18 protein-coding genes are annotated in these 18086 nt (G+C 69.1%); 10 read left to right on the top strand and 8 right to left on the bottom strand.

What is annotated here, in order from left to right:
* Positions 1 to 14 precede the first annotated feature (14 nt).
* Positions 15 to 1514, bottom strand: a complete 1500-nt coding sequence (locus tag ACIBTM_RS11775) for an MFS transporter (RefSeq protein WP_395876448.1) — start codon at positions 1512 to 1514, stop codon at positions 15 to 17.
* A gap of 252 nt (positions 1515 to 1766) precedes the next feature.
* Between ACIBTM_RS11775 and ACIBTM_RS11770 the strand changes: the two genes are divergently transcribed.
* The 6 genes from ACIBTM_RS11770 (at position 1767) to ACIBTM_RS11745 (ending at position 7249) form a co-directional block, all read left to right on the top strand.
* On the top strand, positions 1767 to 2381 hold the full coding sequence (locus tag ACIBTM_RS11770; RefSeq protein ID WP_395876447.1) for a TetR/AcrR family transcriptional regulator: 615 nt from the start codon (positions 1767 to 1769) through the stop codon (positions 2379 to 2381).
* A gap of 84 nt (positions 2382 to 2465) precedes the next feature.
* Entirely contained in the window at positions 2466 to 3305 is an 840-nt protein-coding gene (locus ACIBTM_RS11765) for an ABC transporter ATP-binding protein (RefSeq protein ID WP_395876446.1), read from the top strand.
* A complete protein-coding gene (locus ACIBTM_RS11760) occupies positions 3302 to 4114 on the top strand; it encodes an ABC transporter permease (protein WP_395876445.1) in 813 nt (270 codons plus the stop codon). The genes ACIBTM_RS11765 and ACIBTM_RS11760 overlap by 4 nt, the downstream gene beginning before the upstream one ends.
* Complete coding sequence (locus tag ACIBTM_RS11755; RefSeq protein ID WP_395876444.1) at positions 4111 to 5271, top strand: sensor histidine kinase; 1161 nt, start codon at positions 4111 to 4113, stop codon at positions 5269 to 5271. The genes ACIBTM_RS11760 and ACIBTM_RS11755 overlap by 4 nt, the downstream gene beginning before the upstream one ends.
* The gene (locus tag ACIBTM_RS11750; protein ID WP_037348043.1) at positions 5268 to 5888 is read left to right on the top strand and encodes a response regulator transcription factor; all 621 of its coding nucleotides are present in this window, start codon (positions 5268 to 5270) and stop codon (positions 5886 to 5888) included. Before ACIBTM_RS11755 ends, ACIBTM_RS11750 begins: the two co-directional genes overlap by 4 nt.
* A 14-nt stretch (positions 5889 to 5902) precedes the next feature.
* The gene (locus tag ACIBTM_RS11745; protein ID WP_395876443.1) at positions 5903 to 7249 is read left to right on the top strand and encodes a serine hydrolase domain-containing protein; all 1347 of its coding nucleotides are present in this window, start codon (positions 5903 to 5905) and stop codon (positions 7247 to 7249) included.
* Here the strand turns inward: ACIBTM_RS11745 and ACIBTM_RS11740 are convergent.
* Both ACIBTM_RS11740 and ACIBTM_RS11735 read right to left on the bottom strand, forming a co-directional pair.
* Positions 7246 to 7755 (bottom strand): hypothetical protein, encoded by a 510-nt coding sequence (locus ACIBTM_RS11740; protein ID WP_395876442.1) that lies wholly within the window; start codon positions 7753 to 7755, stop codon positions 7246 to 7248. The genes ACIBTM_RS11745 and ACIBTM_RS11740 overlap by 4 nt on opposite strands.
* On the bottom strand, positions 7755 to 8072 hold the full coding sequence (locus ACIBTM_RS11735) for a hypothetical protein (protein ID WP_395876441.1): 318 nt from the start codon (positions 8070 to 8072) through the stop codon (positions 7755 to 7757). The genes ACIBTM_RS11740 and ACIBTM_RS11735 overlap by 1 nt, the downstream gene beginning before the upstream one ends.
* 116 nt (positions 8073 to 8188) lie before the next feature.
* On the opposite strand from ACIBTM_RS11735, the gene serC reads away from it, so the two are divergent.
* Positions 8189 to 9316 (top strand): phosphoserine transaminase, encoded by a 1128-nt coding sequence (gene serC / locus ACIBTM_RS11730; RefSeq protein ID WP_395876440.1) that lies wholly within the window; start codon positions 8189 to 8191, stop codon positions 9314 to 9316.
* 1 nt (position 9317) lies between these two features.
* Here serC and ACIBTM_RS11725 read toward each other — a convergent pair whose 3' ends face one another.
* The 5 genes from ACIBTM_RS11725 to ACIBTM_RS11705 all read right to left on the bottom strand — a co-directional run bounded on the left by ACIBTM_RS11725 (position 9318) and on the right by ACIBTM_RS11705 (position 14119).
* Positions 9318 to 10502 carry a glycosyltransferase 87 family protein gene (locus tag ACIBTM_RS11725; RefSeq protein ID WP_395876439.1) on the bottom strand — a complete coding sequence of 395 codons (1185 nt, stop codon included), beginning with the start codon at positions 10500 to 10502 and terminating at the stop codon, positions 9318 to 9320.
* A gap of 80 nt (positions 10503 to 10582) precedes the next feature.
* The gene (locus tag ACIBTM_RS11720) at positions 10583 to 11797 is read right to left on the bottom strand and encodes an ABC transporter permease (RefSeq protein WP_395876438.1); all 1215 of its coding nucleotides are present in this window, start codon (positions 11795 to 11797) and stop codon (positions 10583 to 10585) included.
* Positions 11794 to 12480: an ABC transporter ATP-binding protein gene (locus tag ACIBTM_RS11715; protein WP_005156069.1), complete on the bottom strand. Its 687-nt coding sequence runs from the start codon at positions 12478 to 12480 to the stop codon at positions 11794 to 11796. The genes ACIBTM_RS11720 and ACIBTM_RS11715 overlap by 4 nt, the downstream gene beginning before the upstream one ends.
* Entirely contained in the window at positions 12477 to 13577 is a 1101-nt protein-coding gene (locus ACIBTM_RS11710) for a peptidoglycan-binding protein (protein ID WP_395876437.1), read from the bottom strand. The genes ACIBTM_RS11715 and ACIBTM_RS11710 overlap by 4 nt, the downstream gene beginning before the upstream one ends.
* Complete coding sequence (locus ACIBTM_RS11705) at positions 13574 to 14119, bottom strand: hypothetical protein (protein ID WP_395876436.1); 546 nt, start codon at positions 14117 to 14119, stop codon at positions 13574 to 13576. Before ACIBTM_RS11705 ends, ACIBTM_RS11710 begins: the two co-directional genes overlap by 4 nt.
* A gap of 230 nt (positions 14120 to 14349) precedes the next feature.
* Here ACIBTM_RS11705 and ACIBTM_RS11700 point away from each other — a divergent pair, with 230 nt between their 5' ends.
* From ACIBTM_RS11700 to ACIBTM_RS11690, 3 genes are read left to right on the top strand one after another with little or no spacing between them, the layout of a single operon-like run.
* Positions 14350 to 16152 (top strand): alpha-L-fucosidase, encoded by a 1803-nt coding sequence (locus ACIBTM_RS11700; protein WP_395876435.1) that lies wholly within the window; start codon positions 14350 to 14352, stop codon positions 16150 to 16152.
* A gap of 46 nt (positions 16153 to 16198) precedes the next feature.
* A complete protein-coding gene (locus ACIBTM_RS11695) occupies positions 16199 to 16858 on the top strand; it encodes a response regulator transcription factor (protein ID WP_037348058.1) in 660 nt (219 codons plus the stop codon).
* Positions 16855 to 18021, top strand: a complete 1167-nt coding sequence (locus tag ACIBTM_RS11690; RefSeq protein WP_395876434.1) for an ATP-binding protein — start codon at positions 16855 to 16857, stop codon at positions 18019 to 18021. The genes ACIBTM_RS11695 and ACIBTM_RS11690 overlap by 4 nt, the downstream gene beginning before the upstream one ends.
* The last annotated feature ends 65 nt before the right edge of the window (positions 18022 to 18086 follow it).

Below are 18086 nucleotides of genomic sequence, written 5' to 3'. Positions count from 1 at the left end.
TGTTAGACAACCTGTCAATAAGGCCGTTTCTTCAGCACCGCGCGGCCGACGGTCCAACCGGTGTCGATCACGAGGACGAACGTCCAGATCCGCCCGATGTTCGACAGCCAGTGACCACTGGAGTTCCAGTACCAGTCGGCCGGGTGGGGGCCGCCGAACAAGGCTTCGACGGGCCAGCTGTGACCGGCGACCGCCAGAGCCGCCTGCGCGACGACGTAGACCCCGGCGTGGATCGCCCAGTTCCGGAACGGGTTCGCGCGCTTGTTCGCCTCCCCCGTCACCGATTCGGCCGCTTGTGGACTGTCCTCGATCGTGCGGGGTACCGGCTTTTCCTTTTGTGACACCGTTTTTCGTGGTTCCACGGGAAACTCCGCAACTCCGACACGTCGTACGGCGCCACGAACCACGAAAGATCCGAAGAGCAGGAGCCCCGCCGCGCCGAAGCAGGCGACGCGCCATCCGGAGTCCGAGCCGTAGAGCTGCCCCGCCAGAAAGGTTCCGGCCGTCGCTCCGAGTAGCGTCGCGCTCTCGTAGATCCCCATCGCCCGGCCGAGGCTCAGCCCGGCCGCCTCGGCGACCACCGCCTGCTCGACCGGGATGGCCGCCGCGAACGCCGCCGCGGACAAGACCCACATGACGGCGAGCACCGCCGGGCTCGGCGCGAAGGACAGCCCGGCAGCGAAGATCGCGCTCGCCACCATGGCCAGCGCGAGGACCCGCGTCCGGCCAACCTTGCGGACGAAACCGTGCAGGTAGTCCGGGAGCAGGCTGTAGACGATGAAGCCGGGGATGAACACGGCGGCGATCTCGCCGAGCTGGAGCTGATGCCCGCGTTGCAGATGCATCAGGAGCAGCAGGGCGACACCGGCCTCGGCCATCGCGGTCAACGCGACGAGCGCGAGCATCGGGCGCATTCTCTTGCCCAATTGCAGCAGCCGCGGCGCGCCCTCCTCGCGCACTTGCGAGGACTTCGCGTTCAGCAGGACCACCGCGGCCACCGCACAGGCCGCCGCGCCGAGCCAGAACACGCCCCGGTAGTCGATCCAGGCGATCGCGGTTAGCGCGACCACGAAGGCGATCCACGTGCCGCCACCCTCGGCCGCGAACAGCTTGCTGAACGCGCCGTCGTCCGCCGCGAGCCCCTCCCCGACCCGCGCCCGCAACGCCACCCAGAACAGCGCCCCACCCGCACCGCCGAGAACCGCGGCCAGATAGGCGACGCCGATGCCCGGCGTCACCGCGTAGACCACAAAGGACAGTCCATAGAGGACAGCGCCGACGGTCGCGATCCGACCCCGGTCGAACCGGTCCGCGAGCGATCCCGCGATCGGTCGGACCACGAACGACACCAGCGTCTCCAGCGCGGTCAGCGCCCCGACTTCGGCGGCCGACGCGCCGAGCTGGCTCCCCACCCACAACGGCAGGAGAAAATCGAGAACCTCCGCCGGGCCTTTGGCCAGTGCGGCGGCGAGCTGGTTCTCCTCCGCCCGCCTCTTCTGTGCTACCTCATCCACCCCGGAACCCCCTGTTCGGATACGACTGTATTCTAAAGAGGCCTGCGCGGGCAAGGAGTCGACGGGGCGAGAGGTGAGGGGTGTGTGGAAATAGGGACGTTGAGTGTCCCTATTTCCACACACCCCCTCGCGACCGGACCGATGACGCCGGACTGTGTGGATTTTGGGACGTTGGATGTCCCAAAATCCACACAGTCATGGGCCGACGCCCTCGAAGAACACGACCGGGCCGCCGGAGAGGAGGATGCGCCAGTGCCGAAGATCGTGGACCGCGCCGAACGCCGCCGGGAGATCGCCGGCGCCCTCCTGCGCATCGTCGCGCGCGAAGGTGTCGAGGCCGTCAGTGTGCGCTCGGTCGCCGCCGAAGCCGGGGTGTCCGCGGGCGCGGTGCAGAAGTACTTCTCCACCAAGGAAGACCTCTTCCGGTTCGCCCTGGACATGACGAGCGAGTTCCTGGAACAGCGCTGGAAGACCCTCGACCAGACCGGGAACCTACTGGACCTGCTGCTACGCCTGCTGATCGAGGCGATGCCGCTCGACGAGCAACGCCGCGCGGAAGTGATCGTCATCAACGCCTTCACCGCCCGCGCCGCCGTCCGGCCGCCCTGGGCCGAGTTCATCCGCACCGGTTACGACGAGCTCGCGGAAATCACGACTCAATACCTCTCGAAAGCGCAGGCGGCGGGCCATGTCCGCGACGACCTCGCGGCGAGCGACCTGGCCGACGCCGTCCTCGCCCTCTCCGACGGCTTCGCGAACCGGATGCTCACCGCCGCCGACCCCGCCGCCCTCCTGCCCTCCCTCGAAACCTCCGTCCGCACGCTACTGACTTCCCGCATTAGTCCTCTGAATGCGGGAGGGCGGTGACACCGGTGTCCATCGATCGGTTGACAACCGGGTTCAGTCCAGCGGACGTCCCGGGACAGCGGACCGCTGAAGCACGATCGACGTATGAACAACGCGGTGAAAGTGCGTGGCCTGCGCAAGGAGTACCCGGGCCACGCGGCCGTCGGGGGGATCGACCTCGACATCGAACAGGGCGAGGTGTTCGCGCTGCTCGGCCCCAACGGCGCGGGCAAGACGACGACGGTCGAGATCCTGGAGGGCCATCGCAAGAGAACCAAAGGCGAGGTCGACGTGCTCGGCGAGGATCCCGGTACGGCGGGCCGGGCCTGGCGGGCGAGGCTGGGGATCGTGCTGCAGACGGCCAACGACGCCGCCGAGCTCACCGTCGCCGAGACCGTCCGGCATTTCGCCCGCTACTACCCGAACCCCCGTGACACCGAAGAAGTGATCGAGAAGGTCGGCCTGACCGAGAAGGCGGGCGCCCGCGTCAAAAGCCTGTCCGGCGGGCAACGACGTCGGGTGGACGTCGCGCTCGGGATCATCGGGCGGCCCGAGCTGGTGTTCCTCGACGAGCCCACGACCGGATTCGATCCGGCGGCCCGGCGCCAGTTCTGGGAGCTGATCAGGAGTCTCGCCCACGAGGGCACCACGATCCTGCTCACCACCCACTACCTCGACGAGGCCGAGGCGCTGGCCGATCGCGTCGCGGTCATCACGCGCGGAGCGATCGTCGCCGAGGGCACGCCGCAGACACTCGGCGGCCGCGCCACCGCGGAGGCCACCGTTCGCTGGGCCGACGAGCACGGCGCCCATCAGGAGCGCACCCACTTCCCGGCCAAGCTGATCCGCGAGCTCTCCGCCGACGGCCGCGAGCCGTCGGAACTGACCGTCCACCGCCCCACCCTCGAAGAGACCTATCTCGACCTGATCGGAGAAGCCCGATGAGCACGCTGACCCTCCCGGGCACCTTCTCGCTCGGCCTCGTCCGCGGCGCCACGGAGATCAAGCAGTTCTTCCGCCTCCGCGAGCAGGTGATCTTCACGTTCGCCTTCCCGTCCCTGCTGATGATCCTGCTCGGCTCGATGCTGAACTCCTCGATGCCCGGCATGGCGATCACCACCGGACAGGTGCTGGCCGCGGGCATGATCGGCTCCGGCATCGTCTCGACGTCGTTCAACAGCGTCGGTATCGGTCTCGCGGCAGATCGTGAAGCCGGTGCGCTGAAACGGCTTCGCGGCACGCCGATGCCCGCGTCGTCCTACTTCATCGGCAAGATCGTCCTGGTCGGCGCGACGAGTATCGCCCAGGTAGTACTGATGTCGATCGTCGGCAGCCTGCTGTTCGACCTGAGCCTGCCCACCGACCCGGTGAAACTGCTGACCGCGCTGTGGGTCTTCCTGCTCGGCGTCACCTGCTGCACGCTGCTCGGCATCGCGCTCGGCTCGGTGACCAAATCGGTCAGCGGCGCGGTCGCCGTGGCCAACCTGATCTACATCGCGTTGCAGTTCATCTCCGGGGTGTTCGTCACGCCGATCACCAATCTGCCGAAGGTTATGGTCGACATCGCTTCGTTCTTCCCGGTGAAGTGGATCTGCCAGGGCTTCCGCTCGGTGTTCCTGCCGGCCGAGGCCGCGACTCAGGAAATGGCGGGGACATGGGAACTTCCGATGGTGGCACTGGTGCTGACGGCGTGGTGCGTCGCGGGGCTGCTGCTGGCGAGGCTGACGTTCCGCTGGTCGAACGAAGGCAAGTGAACGCCTGGGAGCGGTTCTACTGGCTGTGGGAGGTCCTCTTCGGGATCACCTTCGCCGCGACGACGGCACTGGTGCTCTTCGACGACGGGACGACCACGGACAAAACGGTCGCGATCCTGTGTTTGACCGGCATCGCTGTGGCCTACCTGGCGCGGGGACGCCATCTCATCAAGGGCCCGGACTACGAGTACACGCCGTGGGTGTTCACCACCGTGATGATGCTCTTCCTGGCGGGCGCCAACTTCGCCAGCACCACGTCGAGTTTCATCCTGTTCTTCGTTTGCCCGGTGCTCTACATGACGCTGTCGACGAAGACGGCGTCGGTCTTCACCACGATCGGGGTGCTGCTGGGCCCGGCGTCGTCGATCGCGCGGGGCGGCTTCGATCAGCTCGCTCTGCGTATCCTGCTGCCGATGACGGCGATCCTGATCGTCTTCAGCATCCTCGCCGGCCGCTACACCAGCCAAATCATCGAGCAGAGCAAGAGCAGGGCCGCGCTGATCGACCAGCTGAAAGCCAGCCAGGCGGAGGTTTCCCGGCTCTCGCGGGAGGCGGGGACGGCCGCCGAACGCGAACGCATGGCCCGCGAGATCCACGACACGCTCGCGCAGGGTTTCACCAGCATCGTCACGCTCACCCAGGCCATCGAGTCCGAAATGGACAACGATCCGAAGGCGGCCCGCCGTCACCTGGAGCTCGCGGCGCGGACGGCGCGGGAGAATCTGGCCGAGGCGCGGGCGATGGTCGCGGCGCAGGGACCGTCGGCGCTCGCCGCCGCTTCACTGGAGGAAGCCCTGCGCCGCCAGGTGGAACGGCTGACCGAGGAGACCGGGATCGAGGCGTCGATCGAGGTCGGCGGCCCGCTGCCGGCGCTCCCGATGTCCACGGAGGTCGTCCTTCTGCGGGCGGCACAAGAGGCACTGAGCAACATCCGCAAGCACTCCCGCGCCACCCGCGTCTCGCTTCGGCTGTCCGTTGTGGACGGACGTGTCCGGCTCGGCGTCACGGACGACGGGACCGGATTCGACCCCGCCGCGCCCACCGGCGGCTTCGGCCTGGCGGGGATGCGCACGCGCACCGATCAGGTCGGTGGCATCGTGACGCTGAACAGCGAACCCGGAGCGGGGACGACACTGGAACTGGAGGTGCCCGCGTGATCACGATCATGCTGGTCGACGATCACCCCGTGGTACGGGAAGGCCTGCGCGGCATGCTGGAGGCCGAGCCGGATCTGAGCGTCATCGGGGAAGCGGGCTCCGGTGACGAGGCCGTCGCGCTGAGCCGGGTCAAACAGCCGGACGTGATCCTGATGGATCTGCGGATGCCCGGTCTCGACGGCGTCGGCGCGACGCGGAAGATCCTCGCCGACCGGCCGGGGCAGCGGGTCGTCGTGCTCACCACCTACGAGACGGACGCGGACATCCTGCGCGCGGTCGAAGCGGGGGCCTCCGGCTACCTGTTGAAGGACGCTTCGCGCGCGGAGCTGGCTGGCGCGATTCGTGCCGCGTCGCGCGGCGAAACGGTCTTGGCACCTTCGGTCGCCGGGAAGCTGGTGAACCGGGTGCGCAACCCGACGGCGTCACCCTTGTCGGCGCGCGAGATCGAGGTACTCCGGCTGGTGGCGCGGGGAAGCACGAACGCCGACATCGGCCGGACGCTCCACATCAGCGAGGCGACGGTCAAGACCCATCTGCTGCGCGTGTTCGGGAAACTGGACGTTTCGGACCGCACGGCCGCCGTGACCACCGCTATGCGACTGGGCCTGCTCGGGTAGGCAGAATGCGTCCCATGCTTGCCACGACCGAAATGGCGCTGCTTCGCCGCCTCGCGCACGAGCAATCCTCGTGCCGCACCCCGTCCATCGTCGCCGCCGTCGTCCGCGACGGGGAAATCGCCTGGTCCGGAGGGCGCGGACGCGTCAACGGCGAGACACCGGGCGCCGACACGCAGTACCGCCTCGGATCGATCACCAAGACGCTCGTCGCGACGGCCGTCATGCGGCTGCGCGACGAAGGCAAGCTCGACCTCAACGACCCGCTGGAGCAGCACCTGCCCGGCACCGCGTTCGGCTCGGCCACCATCGCGCAGCTGCTGTCGCACACTTCGGGCCTGACCGCGGAATCGCCCGGCTCCTGGTGGGAGCGCACCGTGGGCGCGGACTGGGACGCGCTCGTCGAGAGCCTCAAGGACGGCGCGACGCGGCTGCGGCCGGGCAGCCGGTTCCACTACAGCAACGTCGGCTACGGCGTGCTCGGCGAGCTGGTCGCCCGGCACCGCGGGCAGTCCTGGCTCGACGTCGTCCGCGCCGAGATCCTCGGCCCGCTCGGGATGAACCGGACCTCGCCGCATCCGGAAGGCGCGCACGCGGACGGATTCGCCGTGCATCCCTTCGCCGATCTCCTCATGCCGGAGCCGTCGCCGGATGCGGGCGCGATGGCCCCCGCCGGCCAGCTGTGGTCGACGGCCACCGACCTCGCCCGCTGGACGGCGTTCCTCGGCGGGCACACCGGCGGCGTCCTGAGCGAGCAGACCGTCGCGGAGATGCGCGAAATGGTCACCGTGGACGACGGCGACGCCTGGACCACCGGGTTCGGCCTCGGCGTCATGCTGGTCCGCACGGAAGGCAGGCGGCTGGCCGGGCACACCGGATCGATGCCGGGCTTCCTCGCCTGCTCGCTGGTGGACGCGAACGCCGGTATCGGCGCGCTGGTGCTGACGAACTCGACGGCGGGCGTCGGTATCACGCAGCTGTGCCTCGACCTGATGAACCTGACCGAGCAGCACGAGCCGTCCATGCCCGCGGAATGGCAACCGTCCACTGTGGACCCGAAGCTGCTGGAACTGACGGGGTTGTGGCACTGGGGCCCGACGCCGTATCACCTGCGGCTGCTCCCGGGCGGCCTGTTCTCCCTCGCGCCGACCGACGGGCCGGGCCGCGCGTCGCGGTTCGCGCCGGTGGGCGACGACACCTGGGTCGGTCTCGACGCCTACTACGCGGGCGAAACCCTGCGGGTCGGCCGGGACGCGGCGGGCAAGCCGAACCACCTCGACCTCGCGACGTTCATCTTCTCGCGGACCCCGTTCGACCCGGCCGCGCCCATCCCGGGCGGCGTCGACCCCGAGGGCTGGCGCTAGCGGAAGCGGACGGCGGCGGTCGTGAACTCGCGGCCGCCGCCGGCGCACACCAGGACGTCGCCGTAGTCGGGGTCACCGACGACCCACATCCGGCGCGGGCCGCGCAGTGACTCGGCGAGTTCGCCGGGGCATCGCTCGATGACGAACTTCGCCGGGCGGCCGTCGAGCACGGCCCACCCGCGCGCGGTGTCCGCGTCCGGGTCCAGCGTGGCGGTGGCCAGTGTCCAGGGGCCGAACACGACGTCGAGGACACCTTCACGGCGCCGGATCGTGAACCGCAGCGCCGTCCACCACTGGCGGGTCTTCGGCGAGGCGATCTCCCCCGGCCCGTCTCCGCGCACCCAGCGCGGCAGGCCGGGAACGAACACGAGCACGAGCGTCGCCACGAAACCGAGCGGCGCGCCGATCGCCGCCGTCTCGTCCCACTCGGCGAAGATCGCGTGGACGCCGAAGACGAGGAAGTACAGGAACAGGAAACCCCACCTGGGTCTCCACGGCTCGGGCATCAGGCCGCTGGGGTGTGCCCGACAGCCGCGCCGACGGCCGCGATGAACTTGCGGGCGATGCGCTTGCCCTCGCCCCAGTCGACGAAGCCGAACTTCAAGCTCGTCTGGATCGCCAGCCCGGAGCCCTCCGTCGTCCGCTCCACCTTCACGGTGACCGTCTGCCCGTAGCTGAAGAGGCCGAGCTTGGTCGAGAAGGTGACGTACCCGGCCGCGGCGTCGTAGTAGGGGGCCTGGCCCTTTACCGCGGTGACCCCGTCCGGAAGGGCCTGCCACAACGTCTCGGGAGGCAGGGGGAATCGCTCGTGCACTGTCGCCATGGGGCGAGAAGCTACCCGTGCGGCAGGCACCGGCGGGAGCGAGTTCTCCGATCTCACATACCGGACACGCGACACCGACTTTCAGCAGGGTCGTCCCGACCTGAGAGACTGGGCACATGACCGACGCACCTGAGTTGACCCTCCCCGCGGACCTGAAGCCTGCCGATGGCCGCTTCGGCTGCGGACCGTCCAAGGTCCGTGACGAGCAGCTCGCCAACCTGGCGAAATCCGGTGCCACCTACCTCGGCACCTCGCACCGTCAGAAGCCGGTGAAGTCCCTCGTCGGCCGCGTGCGTGCGGGTCTGTCCGAATTGTTCTCCCTGCCCGAAGGCTACGAAGTGGTCCTCGGCAACGGCGGGACGACCGCATTCTGGGACGCCGCCGCGTTCGGGCTCGTGCGGGAACGTGCGCAGCACTTCACCTACGGCGAGTTCTCCTCGAAGTTCGCCACGGTGACCAAGGGCGCCCCGTTCCTCGCCGACCCGATCGTCGTCAAGGCCGACCCGGGCAGCGCGCCCGAGATCGCCTACGAGGCCGGCGCCGACCTGGTCGGCTGGGCGCACAACGAGACGTCCACGGGTGTCGCGGTGCCGGTGCGCCGCCCCGAAGGCAGCGAAGGCGCCCTCGTCGCCATCGACGCCACCTCCGGTGCGGGCGGCCTGCCGGTCAAGGCCGAGGACTTCGACGTCTACTACTTCGCGCCCCAGAAGTCCTTCGCCTCCGACGGTGGCCTCTGGATCGCGCTGGCCTCGCCGGCCGCGGTCGAGCGCATCGGCGAGATCGGCGCGAGCGACCGCTGGATCCCCGAGTTCCTGTCGCTGACCACCGCGCTCGACAACTCCCGCAAGGACCAGACGTACAACACCCCGGCGGTGTCGACGCTGTTCCTGCTGGCCGACCAGATCGAGTGGATGAACTCGAACGGCGGTCTCGAGTGGACGACCGCGCGCACGCGCGACTCGTCGACCCGGCTGTACGAATGGGCCGAGAAGACCGGCTACACGACGCCGTTCGTCAGTGACCCGTCGCTGCGCTCGCAGGTCGTCGGCACCATCGACTTCGCCGACGAGGTGGACGCCGCCGCGGTGGCGAAGGTGCTGCGCGCCAACGGGATCGTCGACACCGAGCCGTACCGGAAGCTCGGCCGCAACCAGCTGCGCGTCGGCCTGTTCCCGGCCATCGACCCGGACGACATCACGAAGCTGACCCAGAGCATCGAGTACGTCGTCGAGCGCCTGAGCTGAGCTAGCTGTCCGTGAAGGCCTCCTTCCCTACCCTGAGAGTAGGGAAGGAGGCCTTCACGGATTTGAGCGCCAGAAGAAGAAGGCCGTACAGCACATAGGACTCCGTCGCCAGCCACCAGCCGAAGCTCCCGGCGGGGCGCGGCGCGAGCCACATCGGCGCGATCACGAACAGCGCCACCGTCACGGCCGCGAGCGCGTACGAAACGACCGACCGCCGCCAGACCAGCAGCACGAGGATCGGCACGCACCAGATCCAGTGGTGCGTCCACGAAACCGGCGAGACCAGCAGCCCGCCGACGGCGCACGCGGTCAGCGCGAACACCGGTTCCGCCACGCGCACGATCACGAACGCGGTCAGCGCGACCACGGCGATCGAGGCCAGCACCCAGACGACGTCTTCCGCCGAGCCGAATCCGAACCGCGCGAGCATCCCGCGCAGCGACTGGTTGCCGACGTAACCGCGATCGCCGATGCGGCCGGTGTCGAAGAGGATGTCCGTCCAGAACTTCGCCGACGCGCCGGGCGCGGTCAGGAACATCAGCGCCCCCGCGCCGAGGAAACCGGCCACTACCCGGCCCGCGGAACGGAAGTCCTTGCGGAACAAGAAGAACAGGATGAAGAAGGCCGGGGTCAGCTTGATCGCCGCGGCGATCCCGATCAGCAGGCCCTTCGTGCGGGCGCGGCCCGGCAGCAGGGCGTCGAGGACGACGATCAGCATCAGCAGGGTGTTGACCTGGCCGAAGCCGAGCGTCGAGCGGACCGGCTCCATGATCCCGCCGATGGCCTGTGCCCCGATCGCCGCCAGGACGGCGATGGCGCGGCCCCGGACGGCGGAACGATCGGTGAGCGAACCGTTGAGCGTGGCCACGAAGAGGTAGACGACGATGCCGCCCGCGATGATCGACGCGAGCCCGACCAGTCTCGTGGCCAGCGCGGCGGACAGGAGCGTGCCGGGCAGGAACACCGCGGCCGCGAACGGCGTGTAGGTGAAGGGCAGCCAGCCCCCGTGCGTCTGCACCCACGCGCCGTACGGGTCACCCGAGTCGAGAAGCAGCCGAGCGCCGCCGATGTAGACCTCGAGGTCCTGGCCGTCGAACACCTTGAGCGTGAACAGCACGCCGACCACGACGGCTTCGAGCGCGATCAACGCCCCCGCGAGTTTCCGCCCCGACAATCCCACCAGCACCCGGCGAGATTACCCACCGACACCGCGCGTTCAGTCCTCTGGATGCGGTGAACCACCGCATCCAGAGGACGAAACGCGAGCTAGGCGAGGGCCTGGGTGGGCGGGAGCCGCGCCGCGCGCATCGCCGGATAGGCACCGGCGACGGCACCGACCAGTGCCGAGATCCCGACCCCGCCGAGCAGGGCGCCGACGGGGAGCACCGCCGGCCAGCCCTGGCTCAGCGCGTATCCGGACGTCACCAGCACCCCGACCAGGACCCCGGCGATCCCGCCGAGCCCGGACAACAGCACCGACTCGGCCAGGAACTGGCCTCTCACCTGCCGTTTCGTCGCGCCGAGCGCCCGGCGGAGGCCGATCTCCCTGCGTCGTTCCAGCACCGAGATCACCATCGTGTTGGCCACCCCGACGCCGCCGACCAGCAGCGCCACCCCGCCGAGCCCGAGGAACAGCGCGCTGTAGGTGTTCTCCGTCAGCTTCTGCGCCTCCAGCGCCTCCGACGGACGACGGACTTCGACCTCGTTCGGCGCCTCCGGGTTCATCGTCTGCGCGAGCACCGACCGCACGTTCTCGACCTGCGAATCCTTCGCCCGCAGGTACACGGTCGTCGGGTGGCCCTTGAAGTCGAGGAGCCGCTTGGCCACGTCCCAGCCGACCAGTACCGAGCGTTCGATCTCGGGCGCCAGCGGCGTCGGCCCGAGGATCCCGCCCACGGTGAACCACTTCCCGTCGACGTACACCTGCGGCGGCTTGGCCGGGTCGATGTGGTCGATCCCGAGCCGCGCGGCCGCGACCGAACCCAGCACGACGACCGGATAGTCGCGAGTGGCGTCCCGGAGGAACTGCCCGTCGCGGACGGCGCCGCCGATGACGCCGAGAAGATCCGGCGTCGCCGCGTAGACCCCGAGGCCGGACGTCTCGTCCTTGTCGACCTTGTCCGTGCGCCGCACGGTCGCGCCGGTGGTCCCGGTCGCGGACGCCGCCGTCACCGGGGCGATCCGCTTCGCCATCGGCACCGCGCTGTCCGGCAGGGTCGCGTCGCCGCCGAACATCGTCTTGCCCGGTCCCGCCGTGAGCAGGTTGGTGCCGAGCGCGGCCAGCTGGTCTTGCAACGCCTTCGCGCCCGACGCCGGGATCGCGAGCACCGCCACCATCGCGGCGATCCCGATCCCGATGCCGAGCGCGGACAGCACCGCCCGCATCGGCCGCGTCCGCATCCCGTGCGCACCGAGGTTCAGCACGTCACGCGGGCCGAGCCGGGCCGGATCCGGCGTCTTGTCGAGAACGGGCGCGCTCACACCAGCACCCCCGTCCCGGTGTCGAGCCGGATCCGGCCGTCCCGCAGCTCGATCCGCCGCGGGATACCCGCCGCGATCTCCCGGTCGTGCGTGATGATCACGACCGTCGTGCCCTGCGAGCTCAACGTGGCCAGCAGGTTGAGGATCGCCGCGCCGTTGCCCGTGTCGAGGTTCCCGGTCGGCTCGTCGGCCAGCAGGATCGACGGCGAGTTGACGACCGCCCGCGCGATCGCCACCCGCTGCCGTTCCCCACCGGAGAGCTCGTTCGGGAAATGCCCCGCACGATGCGCGAGACCGACGCGGTCGAGCGCGGCCAGCGCCCGCTCGTGCCGTTTCCGCCGCGGCACCCCCGCGTACAGCAGGCCTGTCGCGACGTTGTCGACCGCGCTCACCCCCTCGCTGAGGAAGAACTGCTGGAACACGAACCCGATCCACCGCGACCGCAACGCGGAAAGCTTGCGATCGGGCAGTTTCGCCACGTCGTGCCCGCGCAGTTCGATGACACCGCTGGTCGGCCGGTCGAGTGTGCCCATCAGCTGCAGCAGCGTCGATTTGCCGGAACCGGACGGACCGAGGATGGCGACCATCTCCCTGTCCTCGATGGACAGTGTCACTTCGTGCAGGGCGCGCACGCCGCCGGGATAGGTGCGCGAGGCGTTGCGCACGGCCAGCACCGGGGTCATGACGTCGTCACCACCCGCATCCCGGCGGCGAGGCCGGTACCGGTGACTTCGACGCGCCCGTTGGAGAACAGGCCCGTCTTCACCGCGATGAGACGCCGCTTGCCGCCTTCGTCGACCTCGACGGCGTACCCGCCCTCGGCGAGCGCGAGCAGCGCCCCGACCGGGACCGCCAGCACTCCACTGTGGACTTCCTTGGTGAACCGCACGGACACCGGTGTCGAATCGAGCGATCCCGCCGCGGCCGGATCGTCCAGCTTGATCTTCACCTTGATCTTCGGCTTGCCGTCGTCCTGCCCGGTGCCGTCCTTGCCGTTCTCCGCGACCTTGCCGACCTCGGTGACCACGCCGGTCGTGGTCTTGCCGCCGGTGATGTCGACCCCGACCTTGTCCCCCGCCTTGGCGATGGCCTGCTTGGCGGCGTCGAGTTTGACCTCGACGAGACGTTCAGTGCCGGTGTACTTCAGCAGTTCACCGCCGCCGGGGCCGCCGAGTTGCGCGGCGAGCTGCGAAACCCGGATCTCACCGGGCGCGAGGACGACGTCGCCCTGCCCGAACGCACCGGTCTGCTCCAGGCCCAGCGACTTCTGCCATTTCTTGAGCGCGGCGGCGGTGGCGGAGGTGAACTTCTTGTCGGGTGTGCCGAAACCACCGAAACCGAGCGCCTTCAGATTCTCTTCCAGCTGCTTGACGTCCGGGCCGTCCGTGGCCCCGTCGGCGAGGTCGCGGAAGAACGGCAGCGTGCCGTAGAACAGCGGGACCGGTTTGGCGTCGACGCCGTACACGGCCTTGCCGCGAGTGAGCACGGCGCCCGCGTCCGGCAGGGAGGTGATCGTGCCCTGTTTCCGGCCGGCGAGGGAGCTTTCCTCGCCGTAGCCCAGTTTCCCGTCCGCTTCCTCTTCCTCCTGCAGGTCGGTCTTCTCGACCTTCGCGGTCTCGACCGGGGGCGGCGCCTGCCCGACCTGCTGGGCCTCGGAGGTGACCCTGGTCAGCACGACCACGGACATCGTCCCGACCACGACGACGAGGACCGCCGCGATGATGAACCAGCGTGCCCGGCGCGAACGCCGTGCGCCGCCGGGGCCTTCGTGTTCGCTCATTTCGCCGGAGCCGCCCTCATGGTCATGCCGAGACCGCAGGCCTTCGCCGCTTCTTCGAACTTCTTGGGGTCGCTCATGTCCATCGTCATGGCGGCGCCCTTGCCGCTGGGGTCGGGATCCGGGAAGTCGACCCCGTGCTCGCGCATGCACTTGGCTTCCTTGCGCATCTTGTCGAGTTCTTCCGGCGTGGGCGGCTTGATCTCGCCACCGTTGGGCAGCAGCTTCCGGCACGCGTCGCTCGCGGCCTTCATCTTGCTCTCGTCGCGCCCGGCCTCGCCCGCCTCGATGGAGATCGAGCCGTGCCCGTCGCCGTCGGTCTTGGGATCCGGCATGTCGACGCCGTGCTCCCGCATGCACTTCGCGAAGTTGCGCATCTTGTCCTCGTCGGACACGTTGTCCGCCTGCTTCCCGTCGCCCGCGCCGGCGGCGGGCGGGGAAGAGATCGAAGCGACCTTGTCGCCACCGTCCCCGCCACCACCGCAACCGGCCACCAGCGCGAAGACCGCTCCGGCGATCAGTACCGCCATGGGTCGTTTCCGCATCGCTGCTCCTTCGGTCGTCTTGGCGCCCCGATTTCTACGGAGACGGCGATTCCGGGGCGGTAAGCGATGTTGCTTATGTCGCGCTTACAGTCCCGATCAGCGGAACAGAGATCCGACCTTTCTGCCGTCTTTACGGGTGAACCAGGCCCTCCATGGACCTTTCGGAGGTTCACATCCGACCTCTGGCTTCCTAAAGTCCCCGACGTCCACACCTCAGCGAGGAGGAGTGCATGATTCGCCGCAAGTCACTCCGGGCCTTGGCGGCCCTCGTCATCGCGACCACCGCACTGGGCGCCGTGCCCGCCGCGGAAGCCGCGCCACTCCCGTCCGATCACGCTTACGACGACCCGTTCACCGCCGACCGGACGCGCTGGTGGCGCGACGACCGCTTCGGCCAGTTCATCCATTTCGGCGCGTATTCCCAGCTGCAGGGGAAGTACACCCGCCCTGATGGAAGCGTTTGCCAGGACGCCGAATGGATCCAGCGGAACTGCGGGATCCCGCGCGACGAATACGAGCGGATCGCCGCGAAGTTCAATCCCGCCGGTTTCGACGCGAACGCCATCGCGCAGTCGGCGAAGGACGCCGGGCAGAAGTACGTGGTGATCACGTCGAAGCATCACGAGGGTTACGCGACGTGGCCGACGAAGGTCAACAAGTTCAACCTCCGCGACCACTCGGCGTTCGACAAGAAGCGCGACATCCTCGCCGAACTGAAACGCGCGACGGCCGCACGCGACGTCAAACTCGGCTTCTACTACTCGATCTGGGATTGGCACGACCCGGACTTCCCGGATCCCGCGACGTTCCCGAAGTACAAGGAGCGGATGTACGCCCAGCTCAAGGAACTCGTCGACAACTACCACCCGGCGGTGCTGTGGTTCGACGGCGAATGGAGCACCGACCGGCCCAACAACCCGTGGACCGAAAGGGACGGCGAGGAACTGGAGGCCTACGTCCGCAGCCTCGATCCGTCCATTGTGGTCAACAACCGGGTCGGCAAACGGCGGGTGGTCGACGGCGACACGGGCACGCCCGAACAGGAGATCCCGGACAAGCCGGTCGACGGGCAGCTGTGGGAATCGTGCATGACCCTCAACGGCAGCTGGGGTTACACCGAATGGGACCACAACTGGAAGTCCTCGGCGGATCTGACCAGGAAACTGCTCTCGATCGCCGGCCGCAGCGGGAACTTCCTGCTCAACGTCGGCCCCGATCGCAACGGCCGCGTGCCGCGGGAATCCATCGACAGGCTGAAGCAGATGGGCCAGTGGCTGCGGACGGACAAGCAGTACTCGGCCGTCTACGGCGCGAGCGCGCCGGGCCTGGTCTCCGAACCGGGCTGGGGTGTCGTCAGCCGTCGCGGCGACAAGCTTTACGCGTCGGTGTTCGACTGGCCCGCTTCGGGCGGTTCGCTGACGCTCGACGCGTTGGCGCCATTCCGGGTCCGCGACGCGCGGGTGCTCGGCAGCCGTCAGCACGTGCGGGTCGAGCAGTCGCCCGGAAGCGTGAAACTCACGCCGTCGGGCGGCCGGACGAACGACATCGCGACCGTCATCGAGCTGAGTGTCGACCCCCTGCCGCAGGCGCCCGCCGGCCGCGGGACCGGACTGACCGCCGAGTACTGGCCCAACGCGGACTTCACCGGGACACCGACGGTGCGACGGGTCGAGCCGGGCGTGAACCACAACTGGAAGTTCACCGGCTCACCGGACGCGAAGATCCCGGCGGAGAGCTTCTCGTCGCGCTGGACCGGGCAGGTCGCCGCGCGCGACACCGGGAAATACACGTTCACCACGGTCTCGGACGACACCGTGCGGCTGTGGGTCGACGGGAAACTCCTGATCGACAACATCACGCCACATGGGCCGAGTGTCGACAAAGCGACTCTTGATCTGGTCGCCGGGAGGTCGTACGCGATCCGGCTCGAACACACCGAACGCGGCGGGGAGGCGTCGATGAAGCTGCTGTGGTCGAGCCCGAACACACCGCAGCAGGTGATCCCGGCGAGGCAGTTGCACCCGGCCGGCTGATCCACGCTTATCCCCCGCTTACCCCCATCCGGGGCAGACTGGCCAGGTGAGAGTGCTGGTGGTGGAAGACGAGCGGCTCCTGGCGGACACGATCGCCGAGGGCCTGCGACGGTTCTCCATGGCCGTCGACGTCTGCTACGACGGCGCGCAGGCCCTGGACCGGGTGGGGGTGCACGGCTACGACGTCGTCGTGCTCGACAGGGACCTTCCCGTCGTGCACGGCGACGAAGTCTGCGCCGCGGTGATCGGGACCGGCGGCGAGGCGCGGGTCCTCATGCTGACGGCCGCGGCCGACGTCAACGACCGGGTCGCCGGGCTGGGCCTCGGCGCCGACGACTACCTGACGAAACCGTTCGCGTTCGCCGAACTCGTCGCCCGGGTGCAGGCGCTCTCGCGGCGCGCGCGGCCGGCGTTGCCGCCGGTACTGGAACGCGGCGGAGTCGTCCTCGACCTGCCCCGGCACCAGGCGTCCCGCGACGGCCGGTTCCTTCCCTTGTCCCCCAAGGAATTCGCGGTCTTGGAGGTGCTCATGCGCGCCGAAGGGACCGTCGTCAGCGCGGAAGAACTGCTGGAGAAGGCGTGGGACGAACACGCCGACCCGTTCACGAACGCCGTCCGGGTGGCGATGATGACGTTGCGGCGCAAGCTCGGTGAGCCGCCGCTGATCGAGACCGTGCCGGGCGCCGGTTACCGGTTCGGGTCGTGAAACCGCTCCGGCTCTCCGTCCGCACCAAGCTGACGGCGCTCTACGGCGGCGCGTTCCTGATCGTCGGGCTCGCCCTCCTCATCGTCAACTACCTGTTGGTGAGCTCGACCCTGCCGGATACGGCGGCGTTCGCGAACGGAGCGACCGCGGGAGCCCAGATCGAGGTCGCCAGGGCGTATCCGATGGACACGACGAGCATCCTCCCCACCGAACGAGCCCAGGCCACGCAACTGGTCGCGACCTCGATCACCGAGTACCGCTCGGACGTCCTTACCACCCTGCTGTGGCAATCGCTGGTGGCGCTGGCGATCGCCGGCGCACTCGCGGTGCTGCTCGGCTGGCTGATGGCGAGCCGCGTGTTGCGGCCGTTGCACGCGATCACTTCGACGGCAAGGAAACTCGAGGTCGAGAACCTCGACCGGCGGATCGGCCTCGACGGCCCCGACGACGAACTCAAGGAACTCGCCGACACCTTCGACGGCATGCTCGACCGGCTCGCCGTGTCGTTCGACAGCCAGAAACGCTTCGTCGCCAACGCTTCCCACGAATTGCGGACCCCGCTCGCGGTGCAGCGGACGCTGGTCGAGGTCGCGATGGCCGATCCCGACGTGAGCCCCGAGGTCCGGAAACTCGGCGAACATCTGATCTACACCAACGAGCGCAGCGAACGGATGATCGAGGGTCTGCTCGTACTCGCCCGCAGCGACCGCGGCCTGGCCGCGCGTGCCCCCGTCCGGCTGGACGAGGTCGCGGCGACGGTGCTCCGGTCGGCGGCGGCCATGGCCGAGGAAGCGGGTGTCACGGTGGAGTCGCGGCTGCGCCCGCGGACGGTGTCCGGCGATCCCGTGCTGCTGGAACGGCTGGTCACGAACCTCGTGCACAACGCCATCACCTACAACCGCAAGGGCGGCTGGGTCCACGTCGACATCGGCGGCGATCCGGCGCTGGTGGTGCGCAACACCGGCCCGCAGGTACCGCTGGACGCCGTACCCGCCCTGTTCGAGCCGTTCCGCCGGCTTTCGGGCGACCGCACCGGCGACTCCCGCAACGCCGGGCTCGGCCTGTCGATCGTCCGGTCCATCGCGAAGGCACACGGCGGGACCGCGGGCGCGGAACCGGGCGGCCGCGGCGGCGGACTGGTCGTCCGGGTACGCCTGCCGTAGATTCCCCCGATCGTGACTGTGCGTGTCCAGCGCGTCACGCGGCGACCGGCGCGTCGCTGCTACAG

This window comes from Amycolatopsis sp. NPDC049868 (genome assembly GCF_044461365.1).
Classification (GTDB): domain Bacteria; phylum Actinomycetota; class Actinomycetes; order Mycobacteriales; family Pseudonocardiaceae; genus Amycolatopsis.
Note: the sequence above shows the minus strand (reverse complement) of the source record. Positions and strands in the feature narration are given on the sequence as shown.